Here is a 20,308-nt window from a genome sequence, read left to right on the forward strand (position 1 = left end):
TTAATTTAATTTTTATATAATTAACACCTCCCCTAATCCTATACCTATACAAACTTTTGCCTCTACTTTTCTTGAGTAGGGGTCTTTTTTTTGCAAAGAAAACCACGGCCTTATAAACAAGACCGTGGTTTTGATCAGGCTTGATTCATTTGTTTTTTCCAGGCCGCATATCCGCCCTTAAGGTTGATGGTATCCTTAAAGCCATTGGCCTGAAGCAGACTTACGGCAATGGCAGAACGAACACCGGATTGGCAGTGAACGATTGGCGTCCGGTCTTTCGGAATGTGTTCAAGGCTGTCTTTCAAATGTCCAAGCATCAAATGCCGGGCCTGATCCATATGGCCTGCCTCCCATTCTCCTGGATTCCGCACATCGATAACTACATATTGATCATCGGATTTGTACTGAGCCTCCAGTTCCTCGGGAGTGATGGACGTATAAGTTTCAAGTCCTCCGACCCGGCTCAGATCTGACTGATCCACATAGGCTGTGACGTCATCCAGACCGATGGCTTCCAATGATTTCTTCATATCAGTGAGCAGACTGCTTTCACCAATCAGTACAATGGACTGGTCATAGTCAACGAGCCATCCGGCCCAGTTGGAAAATGATCGATTATAAGGAATATTGATCGTACCCGGAATGTGACCTGCAGCGAAGCTCCACTTCTCTCTCGTATCAATAATGACAGCGTCATTTCCTCGATACTCTTCGAGTTGATCGACTGTCAGTTTCTTCACTTCCCGTTCCTTTTCCAGTGATGGACCTTCTTTGTTCAATTTTTTCATCATGCCGAAGTATTTCGGTGGTTCCGGCTGCCCATCAATTAATTCATCCGTGAACTCATCGATATCTGTGTGTTGAAGTGCCCAGTTATTCGCTTTTTCATAACCTACTGTAGACACAGGTACGGCTCCTAATGATTTCCCACACGCACTTCCGGCTCCGTGCCCCGGCCAGACTTGAAGAAAATCAGGGAGTTCCTTGAACGCCTCCAGGGATTGGAACATTTGGCGCGCCCCCTGCTGCGATGTCCCTTCAGAACCAGCAGCTTTTTCCAACAGATCCGGACGACCCACGTCTCCTACAAATACGAAGTCTCCTGTAAAGATCCCCATAGGAACCTCGGAGCCCCCTCCTTCATCTGTAAGCACGAAGGATATACTTTCCGGGGTATGCCCGGGGGTATGAAGAACATCAAATTTTATATTTCCTACGTGAAACTGGTCTCCGCCATTCAGCAACACGTGGTCTACTTCATCTAAATATTGGTACTTCCAGTCATTATCTCCCTCATTGGACAGATACAAAGTGGCTCCAGTGTGCTGAGCCAGTTCTCTTGCTCCAGAAAGAAAATCCGCATGAATATGCGTTTCCGTAACTTTCGTAATCGTAAATCCTTCTTTGTCAGCTGTTTCAAGATAAGGATTTATATCACGTGCCGGATCAATCACCATGGCTTCACCCGTTCTCTGGCAGCCGGTCATATAAGACATCTGGGCTAATTCTTCATCGAAAAATGATTTAAAAAACATCGTTTGCATCCTCCTTAAAAAGCTTATATTGAATTTATAACATACCCCACACCGTATGTAAAACCAAGAAACTTATAGATACCTTTACCATCTTTGGTAAAGAAAAAACACAGAACAACTCAGTCAGGAACCCGCCACCATAAAAAAAAGCACACGAAAAGACGTGTGCACCTACTCTTCAAAATATTTATTTACCGCTGTGACGGGATCTATGTCGTTGAGAGGCCCCATAGGAATCGTATTATTCCCCTTATTCAAAGCTACCGCATCGATTTCCTCATAAGTCAGATCATGGACCATCTCATCGATTCTCGCTTTGATTTCATTCATCATCCCTATAACGCTGCGATTTTCTGTTTTGGTATAAACGATTTCCTCAGTAGCATCAAGGATGTAATAGGCCGCCTTTTTATCAATATCCAGCAATTGAAACAGCTGCTGAAGGGACCCTTTAATGACATTATCCAGATGCTCAAATTGTTCTTCTTTTAAACCGAGGAGCGTCAAGTTCATCCCTGTTTCATTGTTCATGAGAAGGAGACATTTTTTACCCTTTACGGTTATCAAGTTGGCATGCCATCTATAGATCCCAGGAACATCCTGATAGTCATTAAGATCACGAACAGGGGATTTCAATTCATTCTGTAGTTTTTTTGTAGCACCAATGACGAACATCATTCCACCTCTTTCAATTCTTCAGCTACACCTATTTTACCTTTTTCCAAATAAAAAACAAAGGAGAACCACTATGGCCCTCCTTTGTTCAAGCTTTCGTCCGCCGGGCAAAGTCCACAAATTGAAACTTATCAGGGCGGTGCCTGGATTCAGTAAACTGAAAAGCTGTCGTGTCCGCAAGGTAGACATAACTTCGAATGACGACCACCTGCTGATGACCCTTCAAATCAAGCAGCTCTCTGTCTTCATCCGTAACATCTTCGACCACGATCTCTTTTTTCGCAAAACTGATCTCAAGCCCCAGCTCTTCTTCTATATAGTAATAGAGAGACTGCTCCGCTGTTTCTTTCGTAATATCAGGGATTAAATCTTCCCGGATATAGTCTTTATCAAGAATGATCCGCTCTCCGTCAATTTCCCTTGAGCGGATGAGTTTCCAAAGCTTTGCATCTTCCGGACAGCCCAGCTGTCTCCGGACATGGGCGGCCTGTTTAACGATGGCCAACTCGTGCACCCTCGTTTTTACTTCCTGTCCCATTTGGTCGGCCAGTTCTTTGAAACTGGTAAGACCTGAAACAGGAAATTTGAATTTGTTCCGTTCCAGAACGACAGAACCCTTCCCACGCACTTTTTGTATATAACCGTTTTGGGCAAGTAAATTCAGCGCCTTTCTGATCGTTTCCCGGGATGTTTCAAACTGAGCACACAGCTCATGTTCAGATGGAAGTGTGTCCCCGGCAGAAAAGGCACCCTGCTGAATATTTTTTACCAGTTCATTAGAGATTACGACGTATTTATTCTTCAAGGTTTATCCCCCTGTTCCATTTTACCTGCCCGGGAAATAATAAACCACAGATTCGTAAGGACGCAGTGATATTTCTGTACGGAAAGAAGGAGAGTCATCATAATTGCTGACCAGCACTTCTGTGTTCTCCTGAGTATCTACGGATGACGGAACAGGGAACGTGGTATCTTCTCCGTAAAAATTATTGACGACCAGCAGCTTTTCTCCGTTCCATTCACGAAGATAGGCAAAAACCTGAGGATGATCGGGCGTAAGAAGCTGATAATCCCCGAACGTAATAATATCATGGGATTTTCTCAACTCTATCAGCCTGCGGTAATGGTGGAAAATCGATGTTTCCTTTTGCATAACCGCTTCTGCATTAATGGTTTTGTAATTATCTGCAGGATCGATCCATGGCGTACCATCTGTGAATCCAGCATTGGCGCTGTCATTCCACTGCACAGGTGTCCGTGAATTATCTCTGGATTTCTGCTTTAGAACAGCCAGAATCTGCTCATCATCGAACCCTTTTCCTTTAAATTCTTCATACATGTTCAGTGATTCCACATCCCGGTATTTATCGATATGGTCGAATTTAGGATTGGTCATTCCAAACTCTTCTCCCTGATAAATATAAGGCGTGCCCTGCATCATATGAATAACAGTTGCAAGCATTTTTCCGGATTCCTCCGGATAGTTCACGTCATCGCCAAATCTTGAGAGGACGCGCGGCTGGTCGTGGTTGCACCAGAATAGAGCGTTCCAGCCTCCCCCTTCATTCATTTCCTTCTGCCACTTGGATAAAATGGCTTTCAGGTCATGAAAATCGAAGTCGGCCACTGTCCACTTTTCTCCGCCTGGATAGTCCACTTTCAGATGGTGAAAGTTAAACGTCATACTCAGTTCCCCACGTTCAGGAGCTGTATATTTGATGCAGTGATCAACCGTAGTTGAAGACATTTCCCCTACTGTCATCAAATCATAAGGCTGGAAAACTTCACGGTTCATTTCCTGCATAAATTCGTGGACACGCGGACCATCCGTATAGAATTTACGCCCGTCTCCAGGGGCTTTCGATCCATCATCATGAGGGAAAGACTGATTCTTGGAAATCAGATTGATGACATCCAGGCGAAAACCATCTACGCCTTTTTCTCCCCAGAAGCGCATCATTTCATAAATATCCCCGCGCACCTGTTCGTTTTCCCAATTCAAGTCCGCCTGGGTAATATCGAAAAGGTGAAGGTAATACTGGCCGGTTTTTTCATCATAGGCCCAGGCACTCCCTCCAAACTTCGATTTCCAGTTGGAAGGCGCTCCGCCGTTCACTGGATCTTTCCAGATGTAATAGTCCCTGTATGGACTTTCTTTCGACTGAAGGGCTTCCTGAAACCACTGATGTTCGGTCGAGGTATGGTTTACGACAATATCCATAATCAGTTTCATGCCGCGTTCGTGCGTTTCATGAAGCAGCCGCTCAAAGTCTTCCATTGTTCCATATTCATCATGAATCTCATAATAATCACTGATGTCGTATCCGTTATCATTCTGAGGGGATTTATACATCGGAGTCAGCCAGAGGACATCCACTCCGAGTTCATTCAGATAATCCAGTTTCTCAATGATCCCCTGAATATCCCCGACTCCATTCCCTGTTGTATCGTTAAAGCTTTTCGGATAGATCTGATAGACAACCGCTCTCTTCCACCAAGGCTGTTCATTCATGACCTCACCACCATTTCCTAGTTTTATACGTCTTTTTTACGTTTCGCATAGAGATAAGTTCCTACAAGAGGAAGAACGATGACAATAATCATCCCTACAGTAAAGTCCACCCAGTAATCACTGACGATGGAGAAGATCCCCGGCACTCCGCCGACTCCAATCGAATTAGCCAGCACACCTTGAGCTGAGATGTACAATCCGGCAATGGCGGAGGAACTGACCGCTATGATGAATGGATATTTGAAACGCAGGTTTACACCAAATAAGGCTGGCTCTGTAATTCCAAGCCATGCGGACACTCCTGAGGATACACCAAGACCCTTCAGTTTTTCATCCTTGGAAGCAAGCCAGATGGCGAAGGCTGCTGAGCCCTGGGCTATGTTGGATAAGGCAAGCATCGGCCATAGGAATGTCGTACCTGTAGAACCGACAAGCTGGATATCCACAGCAAGGAAAGTGTGGTGCATACCAGTAATTACGAGCACCCCGTACAAGCCGCCGTAAATCAGACCGCCAAGCCAGGAGAACGTATCAAATACAGCTACAAGTCCATCTGTAATCCAGTTTCCAATAGCAAACGTTATGGGGCCGATGATAATGAAAGTCAAAAAGCCAGTGACCAGTAAAGCAATGGGGCCTACAAACAGCAGTTGAATACTGTCCGGAATCCTCTTGCGAAGGAACAACTCAATCTTAGTCAGCAGATAGGCCGCAGCCAGAACCGGCAGGACCTGACCCTGATAACCGATTTTCTCCACGGTCATTCCGAATAAATTCCACGTAGGAACCGATCCTTCAGAAACCGCTTCTCCGTAGGACCAGGCATTCAACAGATCCGGATGGACGAGCACAAGTCCTATGACAATCCCTAAGATCGGACTGCCGCCGAATTTCTTAACTGCTGACCACCCGATCAGCCCGGGCAGGAACACGAATGCCGTGTTGGCTATAATGATAATCATATTTGCGATATCAGACCATTGAGGATATACATCAATCAAGGACTGATTATCAAAGAAAATATCAGGGGCTGTGAGCAGGTTGTTGATTCCAAGCAGGAGACCAGCGGTTACAATCGCCGGGAGAATCGGAATGAAAATATCCGCTAACGTTTTAATCGCGCGTTGAAGCGGATTCATTTTTTCGCTTGACGCTTCTTTCACTTCTTCTTTTGTAGCCTCCCCAATCCCGGCAAGTGCTACAAATTCCTTATACACTTTATCCACCGTTCCCTGTCCAACGACAATCTGGAACTGTCCATTAGTAGAAAAGGAACCTTTAACGGCTTCAATCTGATTCAATTTTTCCTGATCGACAATACCTTCGTCATGCAGCGCAAGACGGAGCCGTGTGACACAGTGCGTCGCTGCTGACAGGTTTTCCTTTCCACCAATGGCTTCTAGAATTTCTTCGGCCTGTTTTTTATGATTCATATCCTTACCTCCAGATGTTATTTTTTCTTCCCAAACAACGAGGTTCATCTACGGTTTTCAAAGCGGGTTTATTAAACGCTTTCAACAACCTTCAAACTAAACTTGTATATACATGATATGTCTTTATTATAATTTGTATATACAAGTTATGCAACCGTTAACATCAAGGATTTATAAATGGAATTCTTCCCCTGTCCGCAGGCAGACGAAAATAGGCGAAAACTACATGACTATATAAGCAGATTGTTTTTTTCTCCATTTCTGTTATGTTATATATTTAGGGTGTCGAAATAAATAGGGAGAAGGGATATTCATGCAGACCAACACAGCAGAAGCCAGGAAAAATGTTTGGATGATGTGGTTTGCAAATTTCTTTATTGCAGGAAGTATCACAATGGTTCTTCCTTTTTTGTCATTGTATATTGAAACATTTGGAGATTTTTCAGATGCCTATGTCCAGACATGGTCCGGCTGGGTGTTTGGCATCACATTTGTAACAGCTTTTATATTTTCACCGATATGGGGAAAGATTGGAGATCGGTACGGACGTAAGAATATACTCGTCATGTCTGCGCTCGGCCTGGCATTATCCGTCTTCCTCATGGGGTCTGCCACGTCCGTATGGCAGCTCTTTTTCCTGCGTTTATTTATGGGTGTATTCACCGGATTTATTCCCATGTCCCAGGCGCTTATCTCCACACAGACGCCTAAAGATATGGCCGGACGGGTACTCGGAACCCTTCAGACCGGGAGTATAACCGGCAGTCTCCTTGGTCCGCTGCTCGGCGGGTGGATTGCGGATTCGATTGGTTACGCCGCTACCTTCCAATATGTTTCCTTCACTGTAGCCTTGTCTGCCATCATCGTCTTTTTCGGTGTACATGAACAGAAGGTGAAAAAGGAAAGTGCCGATGAGAAGACCAGCTATAGCACGAAAGAAGTGCTCAGCCATATTGTTCACCACCCACTCCTGCTGATGGTTATGGTGGTGTCGCTGTTTGTCCAAGTTGCACACTTTAGTATTCAGCCGATTCTATCCTTATTTGTCGGAGAACTTCACGGCCCTGAAAACCTGGCTTTATTTTCCGGCATTGCATTTTCCGCAGCGGGATTGGGGAACTTAATGATGGCAAGAAGATGGGGACAGGTCGCCGACCGGATCGGGTATGTCAAAATTCTCATCTTTCTTCTTATTATGGCCGGAGTTGTGTATCTTCCCGCCGCCTTTGTTACGAATATATGGGAACTCGTTATTTTAAGATTCCTGCTCGGTGTATCCATCGGGGGCATCATCCCTGTTCGAACGGCTTATATTAGACAGGAAGCCCCTGTAGCTATGCAGGGGGAAGTCCTTGGATACAATACAAGCCTCCGCTTTCTCGGAAACATCATCGGCCCTGCCATGGGTGGCATGGTCGCAGGAGTCTATGGATTTTCCATGGTGTTTTTTGTCACCAGTGGTTTACTCTTATTCTCCGGTATCCTGTTATTTTTGGTCCTTCACAAAAGCAAGCCTGTATTCAGGCACGCATCCAGTCATTAGCCGAATGATCTGTTAATATAGGTGTAAAGACATTCCGGGAGGGGTTCGATGAACCGTGCATTACTAGTCATTGATTACACGAATGATTTTGTGGCGGATGAAGGGGCGTTAACCTGCGGAAAAGCAGCTCAGGCGCTCGATCCATTCCTCACCCATTTGAGCAGGGAATTTATCGATCAGGGGCAGCTGCTTGTTTACGGGGTCGATATTCATGAGGAAGATGATCTTTATCATCCGGAAACGAAGCTCTTTCCTCCTCATAATATAAGAGGGTCGGAAGGAAGACACTTGTATGGAAAGACAGGAGACGTCTATACGGCGAATGCAGCCAACCCTTCGGTACTGCACATCGACAAAACCCGTTACAGTGCTTTTGCTGGTACCAACCTTGATATGAAATTACGCGAACGGGGCGTGACAGAGCTTCATCTTACAGGCGTATGCACAGATATCTGCGTGCTTCATACAGCTGTGGACGCCTATAATCTCGGATATTCGCTGACCATTTATAGAGAAGGTACGGCGAGCTTCAATGAAGCTGGTCATGCATGGGCGCTGTCCCATTTTGAAACCACCCTTGGTGCCAAGGTCATATAAAAGGCGCAGCTTTCGTTTCCCGGTGTGGAAGCGGAAGCTTTTCTTATGGACACCAAAGAATTTAAAGGAAAGGAGTGATGATAATGTCACCCTCACCTGAACCGTCGATGAAATATTTTAAAACCGTGTTTATTTTAAGTGCTGCTGTCCTCATTGTTGTAATGAATACAACGATGTTTAATATTGCGCTCCCGAGCATACTTCAGGAGTTTTCACTGGAGCCGTCGGAAGGTGCCTGGATTGTTTCCGGCTACTCCATTGTCCTGGCTGTCTTTACGATTACCTATACTCGTTTAACGGATTATATCCCCATCCGCCATCTGCTGACGATCGGGATTACCATTTTCAGTTTATCTTCCATTCTGGGATTCTTTGCGGATTCCTATCTATGGCTGCTGACCGCACGTCTGTTACAGGCGGTGGGCGCCGCTGCCATCCCGGGGCTGTCCATGGTATTCGCTGGAAGGTATATACCGCCGGAACGCCGGGGAAGTGCTTATGCACTAATCGCTTCCTCCTCCTCCCTCGGTTTCGGTCTGGGACCGGTGGCCGGCGGGTTCATTACGGACTACGTCAATTGGAATTTTTTATTTGTTGTAACCGTCATGGTTTTATTCATCGTTCCTGTCCTTTACAGAGTCATGCCGGCTGAAACCATTAAACGGGGAAGCTTTGATATGTGGGGAGCAGTATGGTCAGGAGGTACGGCCACCTTTTTCCTGTTATACTTTTCCACCTTTACCCCGTGGTATTTAGCCGGGGGTATTTTATCCGCTTTGTTGTTATGGCGGAGAATCAATCATACGGCTGTACCATTTATTCAACCTGAGATATTAAAGAACCCTCAATATCGGAAGATCTTATATATGAGCTTTCTCGGCTTCACTCTTCACTTTGCTGTTCTATTTCTGATGCCGATTATGCTTGAACAGGTATATGGGAAAGGAGCAGCTGCCACGGGGCTGATTATTTTCCCGGGTGCGATGCTTTCGGCTGTCGCTGCGGTATATATCGGACGGCTGATTGACAGCTACGGAAACATCAGAATCTTATTATTGTCGCAGGTATTACTAATCATTGCCGGCATTATCTTTTACACGTCCTCCGGGGTAAGCGCCTATTTCATTATGGTCGGGTATATGTTTACAAGCTTCGGATTTTCCAGCTTGTCGTCCAGTTCCACGAATGAAGTATCCAATATTCTCCCCAATGACCAGATTGGCGCCGGGATCGGGCTTAAACAGCAGATCCAGTTTATCGGCAGTGCCTCGGGCTCTGTCCTTGCGGGGATTCTGCTGGATTTCAGGCAGCAGCCTTACACCGTGTCTGACTTCACCCTGCCGTTTGGAATATTGATTCTGCTTATGGCACTGTCCACCCTGACACTGGCCATATACACAAGAAAGCCTGAAGTTCCAAACGTTCAAAAAACTGACATTTGAAATTTCCTGTATAATCGAATATGATGGAGAATGGAAAAATTTTAATTAACCCAAACTGATATAGATAGAACAATAGGAGGAATCACTTATGAGCTCAAAAGATTATCGAGTTCTGCTGTATTATAAGTATGTTGACCTTCCTGATTACGAAGAGTATTGCCAGAACCACCTGAAATTCTGTAAGGATCTCGGGCTGAAAGGACGAATCATTGTTTCTCATGAAGGGATCAATGGAACCGTCTCAGGTACAGTGGAACAGGTAGAAGAGTATATGAACTATGTCCGCTCCGATGAGCGCTTCGCAGACATCCACTTCAAGATGGATGAGCATGAAGGCCATGCATTTAAAAAAATGCACTGCCGCGTGAAGCCTGAGCTTGTCAACTGGAGCATCGAGGAAGATGATATCGATCCTAAAACCTTCGGAGGTAAACACTTAAAGCCGAAGGAATTCAATGAAATGTTGAAGGATGATGATACGATCGTCATCGACGGCAGAAATGAATATGAATACCGGATCGGTCATTTCCGTAACGCTATTCAGCCGGATGTCAATCACTCCCGTGAATTCCCTGAATGGATTGCTGAAAATGCCGACCAGTGGAAGGGCAAGAAGGTCCTGACTTACTGCACAGGAGGCATCCGCTGTGAAAAGCTGACCGGCATCCTTAAGAAAAACGGCGTGGAAGATGTATACCAGCTTGAAGGTGGAATTACAACGTACAGCAAGGACCCGGAAGTTAAAGGTGAACTGTTCGATGGGAAGATGTACGTCTTTGATGAGCGTATCTCTATTCCTGTCAACCACGTAGAAGAGAAGGTCATTGCTGAATGCGAACACTGTGGAAAACCCGAAGACCGGATGATCAACTGCAGCAATCCTGTCTGCAACCGTCAGTATGTCTGCTGTGAAGCTTGTGAAGAAGAACAGCATGCAGCCTGCACAACTGAATGTAAAGAGCACCCGGAAAACCGCTGGGATGCTGTTCAGAAAAAGCAGATTGATAAATACGACCGTGTTCACGGATAAACCAAAAGGCTTGTTCCTCCCATAGGAACAAGCCTTTTTTTATTCCATCTACGCTCACTTCCTGAGTCGATGAGCGGCATGATAGGTGGAACCTATTCCGCGGTCAAAGGATAAAGCATGCTGGATAGCCGTCGTTACGAACGATTTGGCCCGCCGGACAGCCTCCTCCACTTCGTTTCCCTTAGCCAGTTCAGCGGTGATGGCGGCGGAATATGTGCACCCTGCTCCGCTTGTGTGGATCGTCTGAACACGCTCAGATTCCAGTTCAATCATTCCACTGCCATCATACAGCATGTCGACAGCTGGATAATCTTTTAATGCTCCCCCTTTAATCAATACATAATCCGGACCGAGATGATACAGATCCCGTGCTGCTGCCTTCATATCCTCCGGTGTTTCCGGAACCGGTATACCCAGCATGTGAGCCGCTTCCTGAAGGTTGGGCGTAATGATTTTTGCCAAAGGAAGCAGTTCGTTCATAAGGGTTTCAACAGCCTCATCCTTTAGGAGCTGGGATCCCATTTTCCCGACCATGACGGGATCCACCACTACATTTTCCATCTGTGATTCCCCGATGATTTCGGCTGTCCTCTTTATGATCTCTTCATTGAACAGCATTCCTGTTTTCAAGGCGTCTACACCTACATGCTCAAGAGAAGCATAGATTTGAGCTTCGACAGACGACAGCGGCTGTGTAAAAATCCCCTGTTCTGTTCTTTTATTATTGGCAACGAGAGCTGTTATGGCACTCATTCCGTATACATCGAATTCTTGAAATGTCTTCAAATCCGCCTGGATGCCTGCACTGCCCTGAGAGGCTGAACCAGCGATACTTAAGACTCTTGGTATTTGTCCCATCATGGACCTCCTCTTTCTTCTCTGTTCATAAATTGTAACAAAAACAAAAGGTCCAAAGCTATCCAGTCCCCTTCGCTATCCTGTAGAATGAAGACAAAGGAGACGTGAGGATGAGACCGTTCACCGAAAGAACCATAACCATCATTAAACAGATTCCTGAAGGACACGTCATGACCTATGGACAGGTGGCCCGTACAGCCGGCAATCCCCGTGCCGCACGACAGGTTTCACGGGTGCTTCACAGCATGAGTTCCAAACACCAGCTTCCCTGGCATCGTGTAGTGAATGCCCAGGGCCGGATTGCTTTTCAAGATGAAGACAGAGCCGCCGTCCAGCGTAACCTGCTGCAACAAGAAGGAGTCGTTGTGCTCCATAACAAAGTGTCCCTGGAAACTTATCAATACACCAATCATGAACCTTATGAATCCATATAGCTTAATGTTTGGATAAAGGATGTTTTTCTATGTTTGAAATCAAACCATACCCTGAATTATCCTGGTCACTTTCCCGTCACAAGACCATGCTGACCTGTTCCAGAAAATACGCCTACGATTATTATGTTTCCCATAACGGCTGGCTTCGCCAGGCGGATTCTTTAGCGAGACACGCCTATCGATTAAAGAAAATCACCAGCCTGGAAATGTTGTTTGGAAGCATTGTCCACGACCTGATTTATCAAACGCTGCAGAAAGTGCGCAGGAATGAGACCCTGCCGACCGAGGAGCATCTTTTAGATGACATCCGCCATCACCTGAATCGCGGCTTCATTGAATCCACGAAAAAAGAACACCTGTGGATGAACAGACCGAAGCACTACACCATGCTGCACGAGATCTATTACAGCCAGTCCAGCACACTTCCAAAAGCAAAGGTGGAGAAAATCACAGGCCGTCTGCAGCATGTCGTCAAACACTTCTTTAACAGCCGGACATTCAAGGATGTTCAAGATAAACAATCGATGGAATTTATAGAATCGGAAACCTTCCGTTTCATGAAAGCGGACGGCGTGAAAATCTTTGTCGTGATGGACCTTGTGTACAAAGACACAGCGAGAAACAAATGGATCATTGTCGACTGGAAGACTGGAAAATCCTCCGAGGAAGACCGGAGCCAGCTTTCTCTCTACGCTCTGTACCTGCTTCAAAAGTATGACATTCCATCTTTGGACGACATCGTTATCCGAAACGAATATTTGATTGACGGCACACATGTCGAGCACCAGCTGGACGAGCAGGATCTGATCAATGTCCAGAACCTTTATCAAATCAGCATGGAGCAGATGAAGCTTTACCTGGCCGATCCGGATAAAAATGAACCTCTCCCCCTCCAGCAGTTTCCGATGCAGAGCAATCCTTCCATTTGTGCGCGGTGCAATTATCAGGAGCTCTGCTTCCCTTCAGATCCGAATGTTTGAGAAAGAAGAGAAAAGGCTAAACAATTAGCAGAAAACATTCTAGAAGGAGTTGTATACGACATGAAAGTACTTGTAGCAGGAGCGAACGGACATACCGGACGTCTATTAGTAGAATATTTAAAAGCGGACGGCCATGAGCCTTATGGTCTCATTCGTAAAGAAGAACAAAAAGCAGTGGTTGAGAAGCTCGGAGGTACGCCGGTCCTTGCCGATGTAACCAAGAGTGACGTAGGCTATGCGGTTAAAGGAATGGATGCAGTCATTTTCGCAGCAGGATCAGGATCCAGCACCGGTTCCGACCAGACAGAAGCCGTTGACCGTGATGGCGCAATCAATCTCGTAAAAGCCACCGAAAACCTCGGCATTAAGAAATTCGTCATGCTGAGCAGTATGGCTGCAGGTGAGCCGGAGCGCGGACCTGAGGAATTGAAGCACTACATGAAGATGAAGGGCGAAGCGGATGATTATCTCAAATCTACGGAGCTTGACTATACCATCGTCCGTCCCGGCGGTCTGACAAATGATCCAGGCAGCAGCAAAATCCAGGTCGGGGAAAAAGTAGATGCTGGAACGATTTCCAGAGAAGATGTCGCGAAAACGATGATCGCCTGCCTTGAGGAGCAGAACTGCTACCACAAGACATTTGAAATGATTTCCGGTGATCAACAGATTGAAGAAGCTTTAAAAACATTATAATAATAAGAGAACCAGGCTGCAGCCTGGTTCTTTTTATATATAGTATGACGACGTAGGTATAAAGTCATTTCATAGGACAAAAGTATTGCAAAACATAATTCTCTGCTATAATGTTGGTAACTGATGCGTTAAAGGAGTAGTGAATTATGAAAGGCTCATTAATTAAGCAACATCGTACGTTTAAAAATATGACCTTGGAAGAACTTGCATCAGGAATATGCTCGGTCTCTTATCTTAGTAAGATTGAGCATGATACGATCAATGCCAGCGAAGAAATTTACCGCCTTCTTGGAGAGCGTTTAAAAATTAAGTTGATAGATATCAATGAAGAGTTTGACGAGGTTATTTACAACAATCTACATGCCTGGCATGAGGCTGCACAATTGAGGGACTTCTCCCTTATGGAAGAACTTCATAAAGAATGTGCAAGCCAATTAAGTGAAAATCAAAATATAGAGTTGACCAATCTATTCAAAATTATCCACACCCGACATCTTATGACTCAAACTGGAAAACCTCTGACTGATGACACCATGAAGGAAATTTCCAATATTTATAACGGAGCCAATACGGAATTTAAATTCTTCTTCCATAAAACGGTGGGTGTCCATTATTTACTGGTGGCGGAATTAAAAAAATCATTGAAGCATTTTATGGAAGCAGAACATCTCATGAATAAACTTCCCATTCACGAAGGTGAGGTTTATTTCCATTTAGCTTTAGCTTATTCAAAAATCCGCTCCTTTGTTGAGTCCACCTACTATGCCCATCAGGCATTAGAGATTTATGAGAAAACTTTATATTATCAACGCTTGGTTGATAATTACATGATTATTGCCATCAACTACAATTCCCTGGGTGTCCACCAAATCGCCGAGAAGTTCCTGCTTAAAGTGTTGAAGGCCGCTAAATATCAGCTGCCTGTTACTGAAAAAAGAAGGATCTACCACAACCTCGGGATCAACTATATTAATCAGGAGAAATACTCCGACGCCTACCACTACCTTCAACAAGCCTATGAAATAGATACGAAGGAAACCATGTTCAGATCCAGCACCATATACCTGCTCGCTTTAACCAGTTACTACAGCAGCGACTTATCTCAATGCTGGAAGTACATCGAGGATGGAGAAGCTGAATCGGAAAAAGAAAATCTGCTGAAATACAAACATAAGTTTTATATTTTAAGGAATATGGTGAGTGAAACAACCCTTGAAGATTCCTTCATGGAAAAGCTCGAGAATACAATTATCCCAGACTTCCGCCGTTTGAATGAATATAAAGACTATAAAGAATTTGTAGAAATGCTCGGCAACCTCTATTACGAAAAACGCATGTACAAAAAAGCCGCCATGTACTACAAAGAAGCCAACCATTATAGAGAAACCCAGAAAAAGGATCTGCTATAAAGAAAAGCAGGAAGCATCCGCTTCCTGCTTTGGCTGTAGAAAAAGCCTGTGTTAACCAGTTAGAGTTGTCCGCATGTCGTGTTGAGAGGGCACGTTCCGCTTATCGGCAAGTGCTTGCCGCGGGCACGGCCTCAGCTGAGCTGGGCGAAGAGTCTTTATCGATTTTAAAGAACGCCCAAGGGGCTTTCGCTCCCGGCGGTAAGAAAGAAAAAAGCTTGTAAAGAAACAGGGGTTTCTCTACAAGCTTTTTTCTTTTACATTCCGGTAATGTTTTTCTTCCAGTTTTTAAATTCAAGTTCGTCGAATTTGGCCCCCATTTTCTCATCATTAATGTAAAACAGAGCCTCATCGAGCGAACAGTCCACCTCTGCTTCACAATGAATCGCAGCAAGCTTCCTGGATAAATGAAGCATCTCCAGATTCTCTTCTATCTTTGAGCGCTGACCTTTCGTTAATTCCTCGATATTTTCAAGAATGCCTTCAATATTTCCATACTTCAGAAGAAGTTTCAGGGCTGTTTTTTCGCCAATCCCTTTCACTCCTGGATAGTTGTCACTCGTGTCCCCCATCAAAGCTTTCAAGTCGATCATCTGCGATGGTGTAATGCCTTTTTCCTCGTAAAAACTTTCTTCATGGTACTCTGCGTAATTGCCATACCCCTTCTTCAACAGTACGACGTTTACATTCGGTTTCAAAAGCTGCAGAAGATCCTGATCTCCTGTCAGCAGGAAAACCTGGGAATCTTCACTATACACCCGGCTGAGCGTCCCCATGCAGTCGTCTGCTTCATACCCCACTCGGCCGACATTCGGTATATCGAGGGCGGCGACCGTCTCTTTGGCCAGTTCGAATTGAGGAAGCAGTTCGACAGGCGGCTCCCCGCGATTGGCTTTATAATCCGGGTAAAGGTCGTTCCGGAACGTTTTGCTGCCCATATCCCAGCAGCAGATGACATGGGTCGGCTGATACGTATCCAAAGCGGTGAATAAATGCTTCATCATACCATAGACGGCATTGGTAGGCGTCCCTTTACTGTTGATCATATAATAATTACTCATAGCCGTGGCATAAAAAGCCCGGAATAACAAAGCCATGCCATCGACAAGCAGTATACGGTTGGTTGTCATACATAATCTCCTTTTCCAATAGATACTCTCATTATAACAAGAATGTCCATGGCATCGAGTGCTGTTTTTCCGTTTTGTTTTCTGTAAATTGACAATTTTCCGTCTTAATGGTAGTTTCAAAGTGAAGGTAAATGTAAACGCTTGCAAATTAATTTCAAATAGGAGGATGGATGTATGGTTTATGCTTTCCCGAACACAGAAGGATCGGAAGTCCAGTTTAAGGAGCGCTACGACAATTTCATTGGTGGAGAATGGACCGCTCCCGTGAAGGGCCAGTATTTTGAAAATGTGACACCTGTTACAGGCAGCACTTTCTGTCAGGTAGCACGATCCACAGAAGAGGATATTGAACTGGCGCTTGATGCAGCTCATAAAGCGAAAGATTCATGGGGGACGACCTCAGTCACCGAACGTTCTCTAATCCTTAACCGGATTGCAGATCGTATGGAGGAAAACGCTGAAAAGCTCGCTGTTGCTGAAACATGGGAGAACGGAAAAGCTGTCCGTGAAACACTGAATGCGGATATCCCTCTTGCTGTAGACCACTTCCGGTACTTTGCTTCTGTCATTCGATCCGAGGAAGGCACCATCGGGGAAATCGATCAGGATACCGTGGCCTATCATTTTAAAGAACCGCTGGGTGTTGTCGGTCAGATCATCCCTTGGAACTTCCCGCTTCTGATGGGAGTTTGGAAAATCGCTCCTGCCCTGGCTGCAGGTAATACGATTGTCCTTAAGCCGGCGGAGCAGACGCCTGCCTCCATCCTTTATTTCATGGAAATGGTGGAGGACCTTCTTCCGGCAGGTGTCTTGAATATCGTGAACGGATTCGGTCTGGAAGCTGGTAAGCCTCTGGCACAGAGCCCGCGTATCAACAAGGTCGCTTTCACCGGAGAAACGACAACCGGGCGGATGATCATGCAGTACGCCTCTCAAAATATCATTCCTGTTACGCTGGAGCTTGGTGGGAAATCACCGAACATTATATTTGAGGATGTCATGCGCGAAGATGACGATTTTCTTGATAAAACGATTGAAGGTATGGTGATGTTCGCCTTGAACCAGGGCGAAGTCTGTACGTGTCCGTCCCGTGCTCTTATTCAGGAGTCCATCTATGATGAATTCATGGAGCGTGCCATTAAACGGGTCAAAGAAATCAAAACGGGAAATCCACTTGATCCTGAAGTCATGATGGGTGCCCAGGCCTCCTCTGAGCAGCTGGAAAAAATCCTTTCCTATTTGGAAATCGGGAAGGATGAAGGAGCCGAATGCCTGACCGGTGGAGCACGCAATCAGCTGGACGGCGACTTTAAGGACGGCTATTATGTGGAGCCGACCGTTTTTAAAGGGAACAACAGCATGCGGATTTTCCAGGAGGAAATCTTCGGCCCCGTCTTGTCTGTGACAACGTTCAAAGACCATGACGAAGCTATGAAAATCGCCAACGATACCCTTTATGGTCTGGGGGCAGGTGTGTGGACGAGAGACATGAATACCGCCTATCGTTTCGGCCGCGGCATTGAAGCCGGCCGTGTGTGGACAAACTGTTACCACGCCTACCCTGCCCACGCAGCCTTTGGCGGCTACAAAATGTCCGGCGTCGGCCGTGAGAACCATAAAATGATGCTGGATCACTATCAGCAGACGAAAAACATGCTTGTCAGCTACAGCCCTAAAAAGCTTGGTTTCTTTTAATCATCGCTCCGATTGCTAAAGAAAGGAGACCTCTGAAGATGGTGGAACGCGTAAAAGCCACAGATGCTGCCCTGGAACTCATCGACCGGCTGAAAAAGAAGCACGGCTCTCTTCTCTTTCACCAATCGGGTGGATGCTGCGATGGCAGCTCACCAATGTGTTATGAAGAAGGCGATTTGATGATTGGCAGTCAGGATGTCCGGCTCGGGGACATTGGAGACACCCCTTTCTATATGAATAAACGACAGTTTGACTACTGGAAGCATACCCAGCTGATCATAGATGTTGTGGACGGCCGGGGAGGCATGTTTTCTCTCGAAGGTGTGGAAGGAAAAAGATTCCTCACGAGATCCCGGGCCTTCACAGATGAAGAGTATCAGCAGCTGAAAGAAGCAGAAGTACAAAAATAAACAGACTCGCTAACGGCTGCCGGGAATTTTCCCGGCAGCTTTTTTGGCGGATACGGAGAACAGGACAACACTCTCTAATCCATCCCCGGTCCTTTACTTTTGTTTCTTGTAAGCTGTCACGATCCTTTCCTGCGCACCGCCTGTTTTTTCAAACAACCGGAGCATCGGTTTGTTCTGGATACTGGTCGAGCCGACGTGACAGGCAGCTCTGAAGTCATACTTCAGGCGGCGGAGGGTTTCAATAAACACTGGAGTCCCCTTTCCCTTTCCACGCTCTTCAGGTATCAGTCCGATATAAAAAACACGGCCCTCATCCTCTGTCCCCGGTTCAATGTGAGGCATAGCGACTCCCACCGGCCCTTCCTTTTCATAAATCGCCAGGCAGGAATGCTCATACCCTTTTCCTAATTCCTGTTTGACGCTGTCCATATGCTCCTCCATGGTTTGATTGGATTCTCCGTTTGGGGAATCCTCCATCGACCGCTTCCAGATCTCCTTGAATAAAGGTTCTCCTATATCCGAAACCTTCTTCCATGTGAATGAAGCAGCCGGAGAAGGCAGAGACTTTAAAGGGTTCCGGTAAAAAGCGGTCCTGTTGTGTTTGGAAAAGCCTGTGTTCAACAGATATTTCTCTGCTGCCGGATGATTCCCCACCATAAGCGTGACCAGCTGGCCGGGAACGGCTTCCTGGTCAATCCTGTCAGCTAAAGAGCAGATTTCCAGGGTGGACAGCTTCCCTGTATCTTCAATCGTAATGTATTTTTCTCCTTCGATTCGTTTCACGGAATGACAGTTGAACCCGTTCATATTTGTATCCCCTTCCATTGAATGAATGTTCATTACGCAGGCCGTATTACTTTTCAGCGGGGTTTAAAAAGCGTTACGATAGAAAAAGAGATAAAGGAGGATGATCAAATGAGTAATCGAGAAATTCAGCTGGTAGAAAGACCGACAGCCGCTCCTACCCATGAGCATATCAAAATCGCCGAAACAGAAAAACCTGAACCAAAACAGGGAGAAGTCCTTGTGAAGCTTCTTTACGTATCTGTAGATCCATACATGCGTGGACGTATGAGTGATGCGAAATCCTACGTAGCCCCTTTCCAATTAAATGAACCGATGGAAGGCGGCGTTGTCGCTGAAGTTGTAGAATCACAAACAGACGCCCTGGCGGCGGGAGACATCGTTACAGGAATGCTTCCGTGGCAGGAATTCACAACGGCTGATCCAAATACCTTGAGAAAAATCGACCCAAGCCTGGGACCTGTCACTACATCCCTTGGTATTCTCGGTATGCCGGGACTAACCGCTTATTTCGGATTGATGGACATTGGTCAGCCGAAACAAGGAGAGACGCTTGTCGTTTCCGGTGCGGCGGGGGCTGTTGGCTCAGCTGTCGTGCAAATCGGTAAAATTGAAGGCTGCCATGTTGTTGGTATCGCCGGCTCTGATGAAAAACTCGCGTATTTAAAAGATGAACTGGGTGTCGATGAAGTCATCAACTATAAGACGGACGACGTTCCTGCCCGTCTGGATGAAGCCTGCCCGAACGGGATTGATATTTACTTCGATAACGTCGGTGGCGAGATTTCCGATGCCGTTTATCCACGCCTGAATAAATTTGCGCGTATTTCCCAGTGTGGAGCCATTTCCACGTACAATACGCCGAATGCCCAGGGACCTCGCATGCAGTCCCACCTTATTAAGGCCAGTGCCCTTATCAAAGGATTCACTGTCGGTGATTATCAGGACCGTTTCAGTGAAGGCTTCCAGTACTTGTCCCAGAAACTCCAGGAAGGCCGTCTGACGTATGAAGAAACGATCGTCGAAGGTTTCGAAAACGTCCCGGATGCGTTTTTCGGATTGTTTGAAGGGACGAACCTCGGGAAACAGCTCGTGAAAGTTGCGGAACCTTCCCATTCCTAATTCAAA

At 45.9% G+C, this 20,308-nt stretch carries 19 protein-coding genes; 11 read left to right on the forward strand and 8 right to left on the reverse strand.

Features of this window, described 5'->3' with window-relative positions:
* Positions 1-134 precede the first annotated feature (134 nt).
* The 5 genes from GLV97_RS02640 to treP all read right to left on the reverse strand — a co-directional run bounded on the left by GLV97_RS02640 (position 135) and on the right by treP (position 6,155).
* Entirely contained in the window at positions 135-1,535 is a 1,401-nt protein-coding gene (locus tag GLV97_RS02640; protein ID WP_160888917.1) for an MBL fold metallo-hydrolase, read from the reverse strand.
* 171 nt (positions 1,536-1,706) lie between these two features.
* Positions 1,707-2,210 carry a DUF6933 domain-containing protein gene (locus GLV97_RS02645; protein ID WP_160888918.1) on the reverse strand — a complete coding sequence of 168 codons (504 nt, stop codon included), beginning with the start codon at positions 2,208-2,210 and terminating at the stop codon, positions 1,707-1,709.
* Between the two features lie 88 nt (positions 2,211-2,298).
* Positions 2,299-2,994: a trehalose operon repressor gene (treR, locus tag GLV97_RS02650; protein WP_423784955.1), complete on the reverse strand. Its 696-nt coding sequence runs from the start codon at positions 2,992-2,994 to the stop codon at positions 2,299-2,301.
* Positions 2,995-3,036: 42 nt separating this feature from the next.
* Positions 3,037-4,722 carry an alpha,alpha-phosphotrehalase gene (gene treC, locus GLV97_RS02655; RefSeq protein WP_160840942.1) on the reverse strand — a complete coding sequence of 562 codons (1,686 nt, stop codon included), beginning with the start codon at positions 4,720-4,722 and terminating at the stop codon, positions 3,037-3,039.
* A 23-nt stretch (positions 4,723-4,745) separates the two neighbouring features.
* Positions 4,746-6,155, reverse strand: coding sequence for a PTS system trehalose-specific EIIBC component (treP, locus tag GLV97_RS02660; protein ID WP_160837069.1), 1,410 nt, complete (start codon positions 6,153-6,155; stop codon positions 4,746-4,748).
* Between the two features lie 313 nt (positions 6,156-6,468).
* On the opposite strand from treP, the gene GLV97_RS02665 reads away from it, so the two are divergent.
* The 4 genes from GLV97_RS02665 (at position 6,469) to GLV97_RS02680 (ending at position 10,767) form a co-directional block, all read left to right on the forward strand.
* Positions 6,469-7,698 carry an MFS transporter gene (locus tag GLV97_RS02665; protein ID WP_202410548.1) on the forward strand — a complete coding sequence of 410 codons (1,230 nt, stop codon included), beginning with the start codon at positions 6,469-6,471 and terminating at the stop codon, positions 7,696-7,698.
* Between the two features lie 48 nt (positions 7,699-7,746).
* On the forward strand, positions 7,747-8,295 hold the full coding sequence (locus tag GLV97_RS02670; protein WP_160837070.1) for a cysteine hydrolase family protein: 549 nt from the start codon (positions 7,747-7,749) through the stop codon (positions 8,293-8,295).
* An 83-nt stretch (positions 8,296-8,378) separates the two neighbouring features.
* Positions 8,379-9,737, forward strand: a complete 1,359-nt coding sequence (locus GLV97_RS02675) for an MFS transporter (RefSeq protein ID WP_160888920.1) — start codon at positions 8,379-8,381, stop codon at positions 9,735-9,737.
* An 88-nt stretch (positions 9,738-9,825) separates the two neighbouring features.
* Positions 9,826-10,767 carry a rhodanese-related sulfurtransferase gene (locus GLV97_RS02680; RefSeq protein ID WP_160837074.1) on the forward strand — a complete coding sequence of 314 codons (942 nt, stop codon included), beginning with the start codon at positions 9,826-9,828 and terminating at the stop codon, positions 10,765-10,767.
* A 54-nt stretch (positions 10,768-10,821) separates the two neighbouring features.
* Here the strand turns inward: GLV97_RS02680 and thiD are convergent, their stop codons facing one another.
* Positions 10,822-11,625, reverse strand: coding sequence for a bifunctional hydroxymethylpyrimidine kinase/phosphomethylpyrimidine kinase (gene thiD / locus GLV97_RS02685; protein ID WP_160837075.1), 804 nt, complete (start codon positions 11,623-11,625; stop codon positions 10,822-10,824).
* A gap of 110 nt (positions 11,626-11,735) precedes the next feature.
* Here thiD and GLV97_RS02690 point away from each other — a divergent pair, with 110 nt between their 5' ends.
* The 4 genes from GLV97_RS02690 to GLV97_RS02705 all read left to right on the forward strand — a co-directional run bounded on the left by GLV97_RS02690 (position 11,736) and on the right by GLV97_RS02705 (position 15,144).
* Positions 11,736-12,059: an MGMT family protein gene (locus GLV97_RS02690; protein WP_160888921.1), complete on the forward strand. Its 324-nt coding sequence runs from the start codon at positions 11,736-11,738 to the stop codon at positions 12,057-12,059.
* 29 nt (positions 12,060-12,088) lie between these two features.
* Complete coding sequence (locus GLV97_RS02695) at positions 12,089-13,039, forward strand: PD-(D/E)XK nuclease family protein (RefSeq protein WP_160888922.1); 951 nt, start codon at positions 12,089-12,091, stop codon at positions 13,037-13,039.
* Between the two features lie 60 nt (positions 13,040-13,099).
* Positions 13,100-13,735, forward strand: a complete 636-nt coding sequence (locus GLV97_RS02700) for an SDR family oxidoreductase (RefSeq protein WP_160837081.1) — start codon at positions 13,100-13,102, stop codon at positions 13,733-13,735.
* A 146-nt stretch (positions 13,736-13,881) separates the two neighbouring features.
* Positions 13,882-15,144 (forward strand): helix-turn-helix domain-containing protein, encoded by a 1,263-nt coding sequence (locus GLV97_RS02705; protein WP_160888923.1) that lies wholly within the window; start codon positions 13,882-13,884, stop codon positions 15,142-15,144.
* Positions 15,145-15,398: 254 nt separating this feature from the next.
* On the opposite strand, the gene GLV97_RS02710 is transcribed toward GLV97_RS02705, so the two are convergent.
* A complete protein-coding gene (locus GLV97_RS02710; protein WP_160888924.1) occupies positions 15,399-16,271 on the reverse strand; it encodes a 5'-3' exonuclease in 873 nt (290 codons plus the stop codon).
* A 174-nt stretch (positions 16,272-16,445) separates the two neighbouring features.
* Here GLV97_RS02710 and adh point away from each other — a divergent pair, with 174 nt between their 5' ends.
* Positions 16,446-17,966, forward strand: coding sequence for an aldehyde dehydrogenase (gene adh, locus GLV97_RS02715; RefSeq protein ID WP_160888925.1), 1,521 nt, complete (start codon positions 16,446-16,448; stop codon positions 17,964-17,966).
* 38 nt (positions 17,967-18,004) lie between these two features.
* Positions 18,005-18,376: a DUF779 domain-containing protein gene (locus tag GLV97_RS02720; RefSeq protein WP_160888926.1), complete on the forward strand. Its 372-nt coding sequence runs from the start codon at positions 18,005-18,007 to the stop codon at positions 18,374-18,376.
* A gap of 93 nt (positions 18,377-18,469) precedes the next feature.
* On the opposite strand, the gene GLV97_RS02725 is transcribed toward GLV97_RS02720, so the two are convergent.
* Positions 18,470-19,183: a GNAT family N-acetyltransferase gene (locus tag GLV97_RS02725; protein WP_160888927.1), complete on the reverse strand. Its 714-nt coding sequence runs from the start codon at positions 19,181-19,183 to the stop codon at positions 18,470-18,472.
* Between the two features lie 108 nt (positions 19,184-19,291).
* Between GLV97_RS02725 and GLV97_RS02730 the strand changes: the two genes are divergently transcribed.
* Positions 19,292-20,302 (forward strand): NADP-dependent oxidoreductase, encoded by a 1,011-nt coding sequence (locus GLV97_RS02730; RefSeq protein ID WP_160888928.1) that lies wholly within the window; start codon positions 19,292-19,294, stop codon positions 20,300-20,302.
* Positions 20,303-20,308: the final 6 nt, after the last annotated feature.

The organism is Halobacillus litoralis, assembly GCF_009856355.1.
Lineage (GTDB): Bacteria > Bacillota > Bacilli > Bacillales > Halobacillaceae > Halobacillus > Halobacillus litoralis_B.

What these genes read in the sequence shown, in the direction of transcription:
- GLV97_RS02640 (WP_160888917.1), bottom strand. Translation starts at nt 1,535, where the DNA reads ATGTTTTTTAAATCATTTTTCGATGAAGAATTAGCCCAGATGTCTTAT.
- GLV97_RS02645 (WP_160888918.1), bottom strand. Translation starts at nt 2,210, where the DNA reads ATGTTCGTCATTGGTGCTACAAAAAAACTACAGAATGAATTGAAATCC.
- treC (WP_160840942.1), bottom strand. Translation starts at nt 4,722, where the DNA reads ATGAATGAACAGCCTTGGTGGAAGAGAGCGGTTGTCTATCAGATCTAT.
- treP (WP_160837069.1), bottom strand. Translation starts at nt 6,155, where the DNA reads ATGAATCATAAAAAACAGGCCGAAGAAATTCTAGAAGCCATTGGTGGA.
- GLV97_RS02665 (WP_202410548.1), top strand. Translation starts at nt 6,469, where the DNA reads ATGCAGACCAACACAGCAGAAGCCAGGAAAAATGTTTGGATGATGTGG.
- GLV97_RS02670 (WP_160837070.1), top strand. Translation starts at nt 7,747, where the DNA reads ATGAACCGTGCATTACTAGTCATTGATTACACGAATGATTTTGTGGCG.
- GLV97_RS02675 (WP_160888920.1), top strand. Translation starts at nt 8,379, where the DNA reads ATGTCACCCTCACCTGAACCGTCGATGAAATATTTTAAAACCGTGTTT.
- GLV97_RS02680 (WP_160837074.1), top strand. Translation starts at nt 9,826, where the DNA reads ATGAGCTCAAAAGATTATCGAGTTCTGCTGTATTATAAGTATGTTGAC.
- thiD (WP_160837075.1), bottom strand. Translation starts at nt 11,625, where the DNA reads ATGGGACAAATACCAAGAGTCTTAAGTATCGCTGGTTCAGCCTCTCAG.
- GLV97_RS02690 (WP_160888921.1), top strand. Translation starts at nt 11,736, where the DNA reads ATGAGACCGTTCACCGAAAGAACCATAACCATCATTAAACAGATTCCT.
- GLV97_RS02695 (WP_160888922.1), top strand. Translation starts at nt 12,089, where the DNA reads ATGTTTGAAATCAAACCATACCCTGAATTATCCTGGTCACTTTCCCGT.
- GLV97_RS02700 (WP_160837081.1), top strand. Translation starts at nt 13,100, where the DNA reads ATGAAAGTACTTGTAGCAGGAGCGAACGGACATACCGGACGTCTATTA.
- GLV97_RS02705 (WP_160888923.1), top strand. Translation starts at nt 13,882, where the DNA reads ATGAAAGGCTCATTAATTAAGCAACATCGTACGTTTAAAAATATGACC.
- GLV97_RS02710 (WP_160888924.1), bottom strand. Translation starts at nt 16,271, where the DNA reads ATGACAACCAACCGTATACTGCTTGTCGATGGCATGGCTTTGTTATTC.
- adh (WP_160888925.1), top strand. Translation starts at nt 16,446, where the DNA reads ATGGTTTATGCTTTCCCGAACACAGAAGGATCGGAAGTCCAGTTTAAG.
- GLV97_RS02720 (WP_160888926.1), top strand. Translation starts at nt 18,005, where the DNA reads ATGGTGGAACGCGTAAAAGCCACAGATGCTGCCCTGGAACTCATCGAC.
- GLV97_RS02725 (WP_160888927.1), bottom strand. Translation starts at nt 19,183, where the DNA reads ATGAACGGGTTCAACTGTCATTCCGTGAAACGAATCGAAGGAGAAAAA.
- GLV97_RS02730 (WP_160888928.1), top strand. Translation starts at nt 19,292, where the DNA reads ATGAGTAATCGAGAAATTCAGCTGGTAGAAAGACCGACAGCCGCTCCT.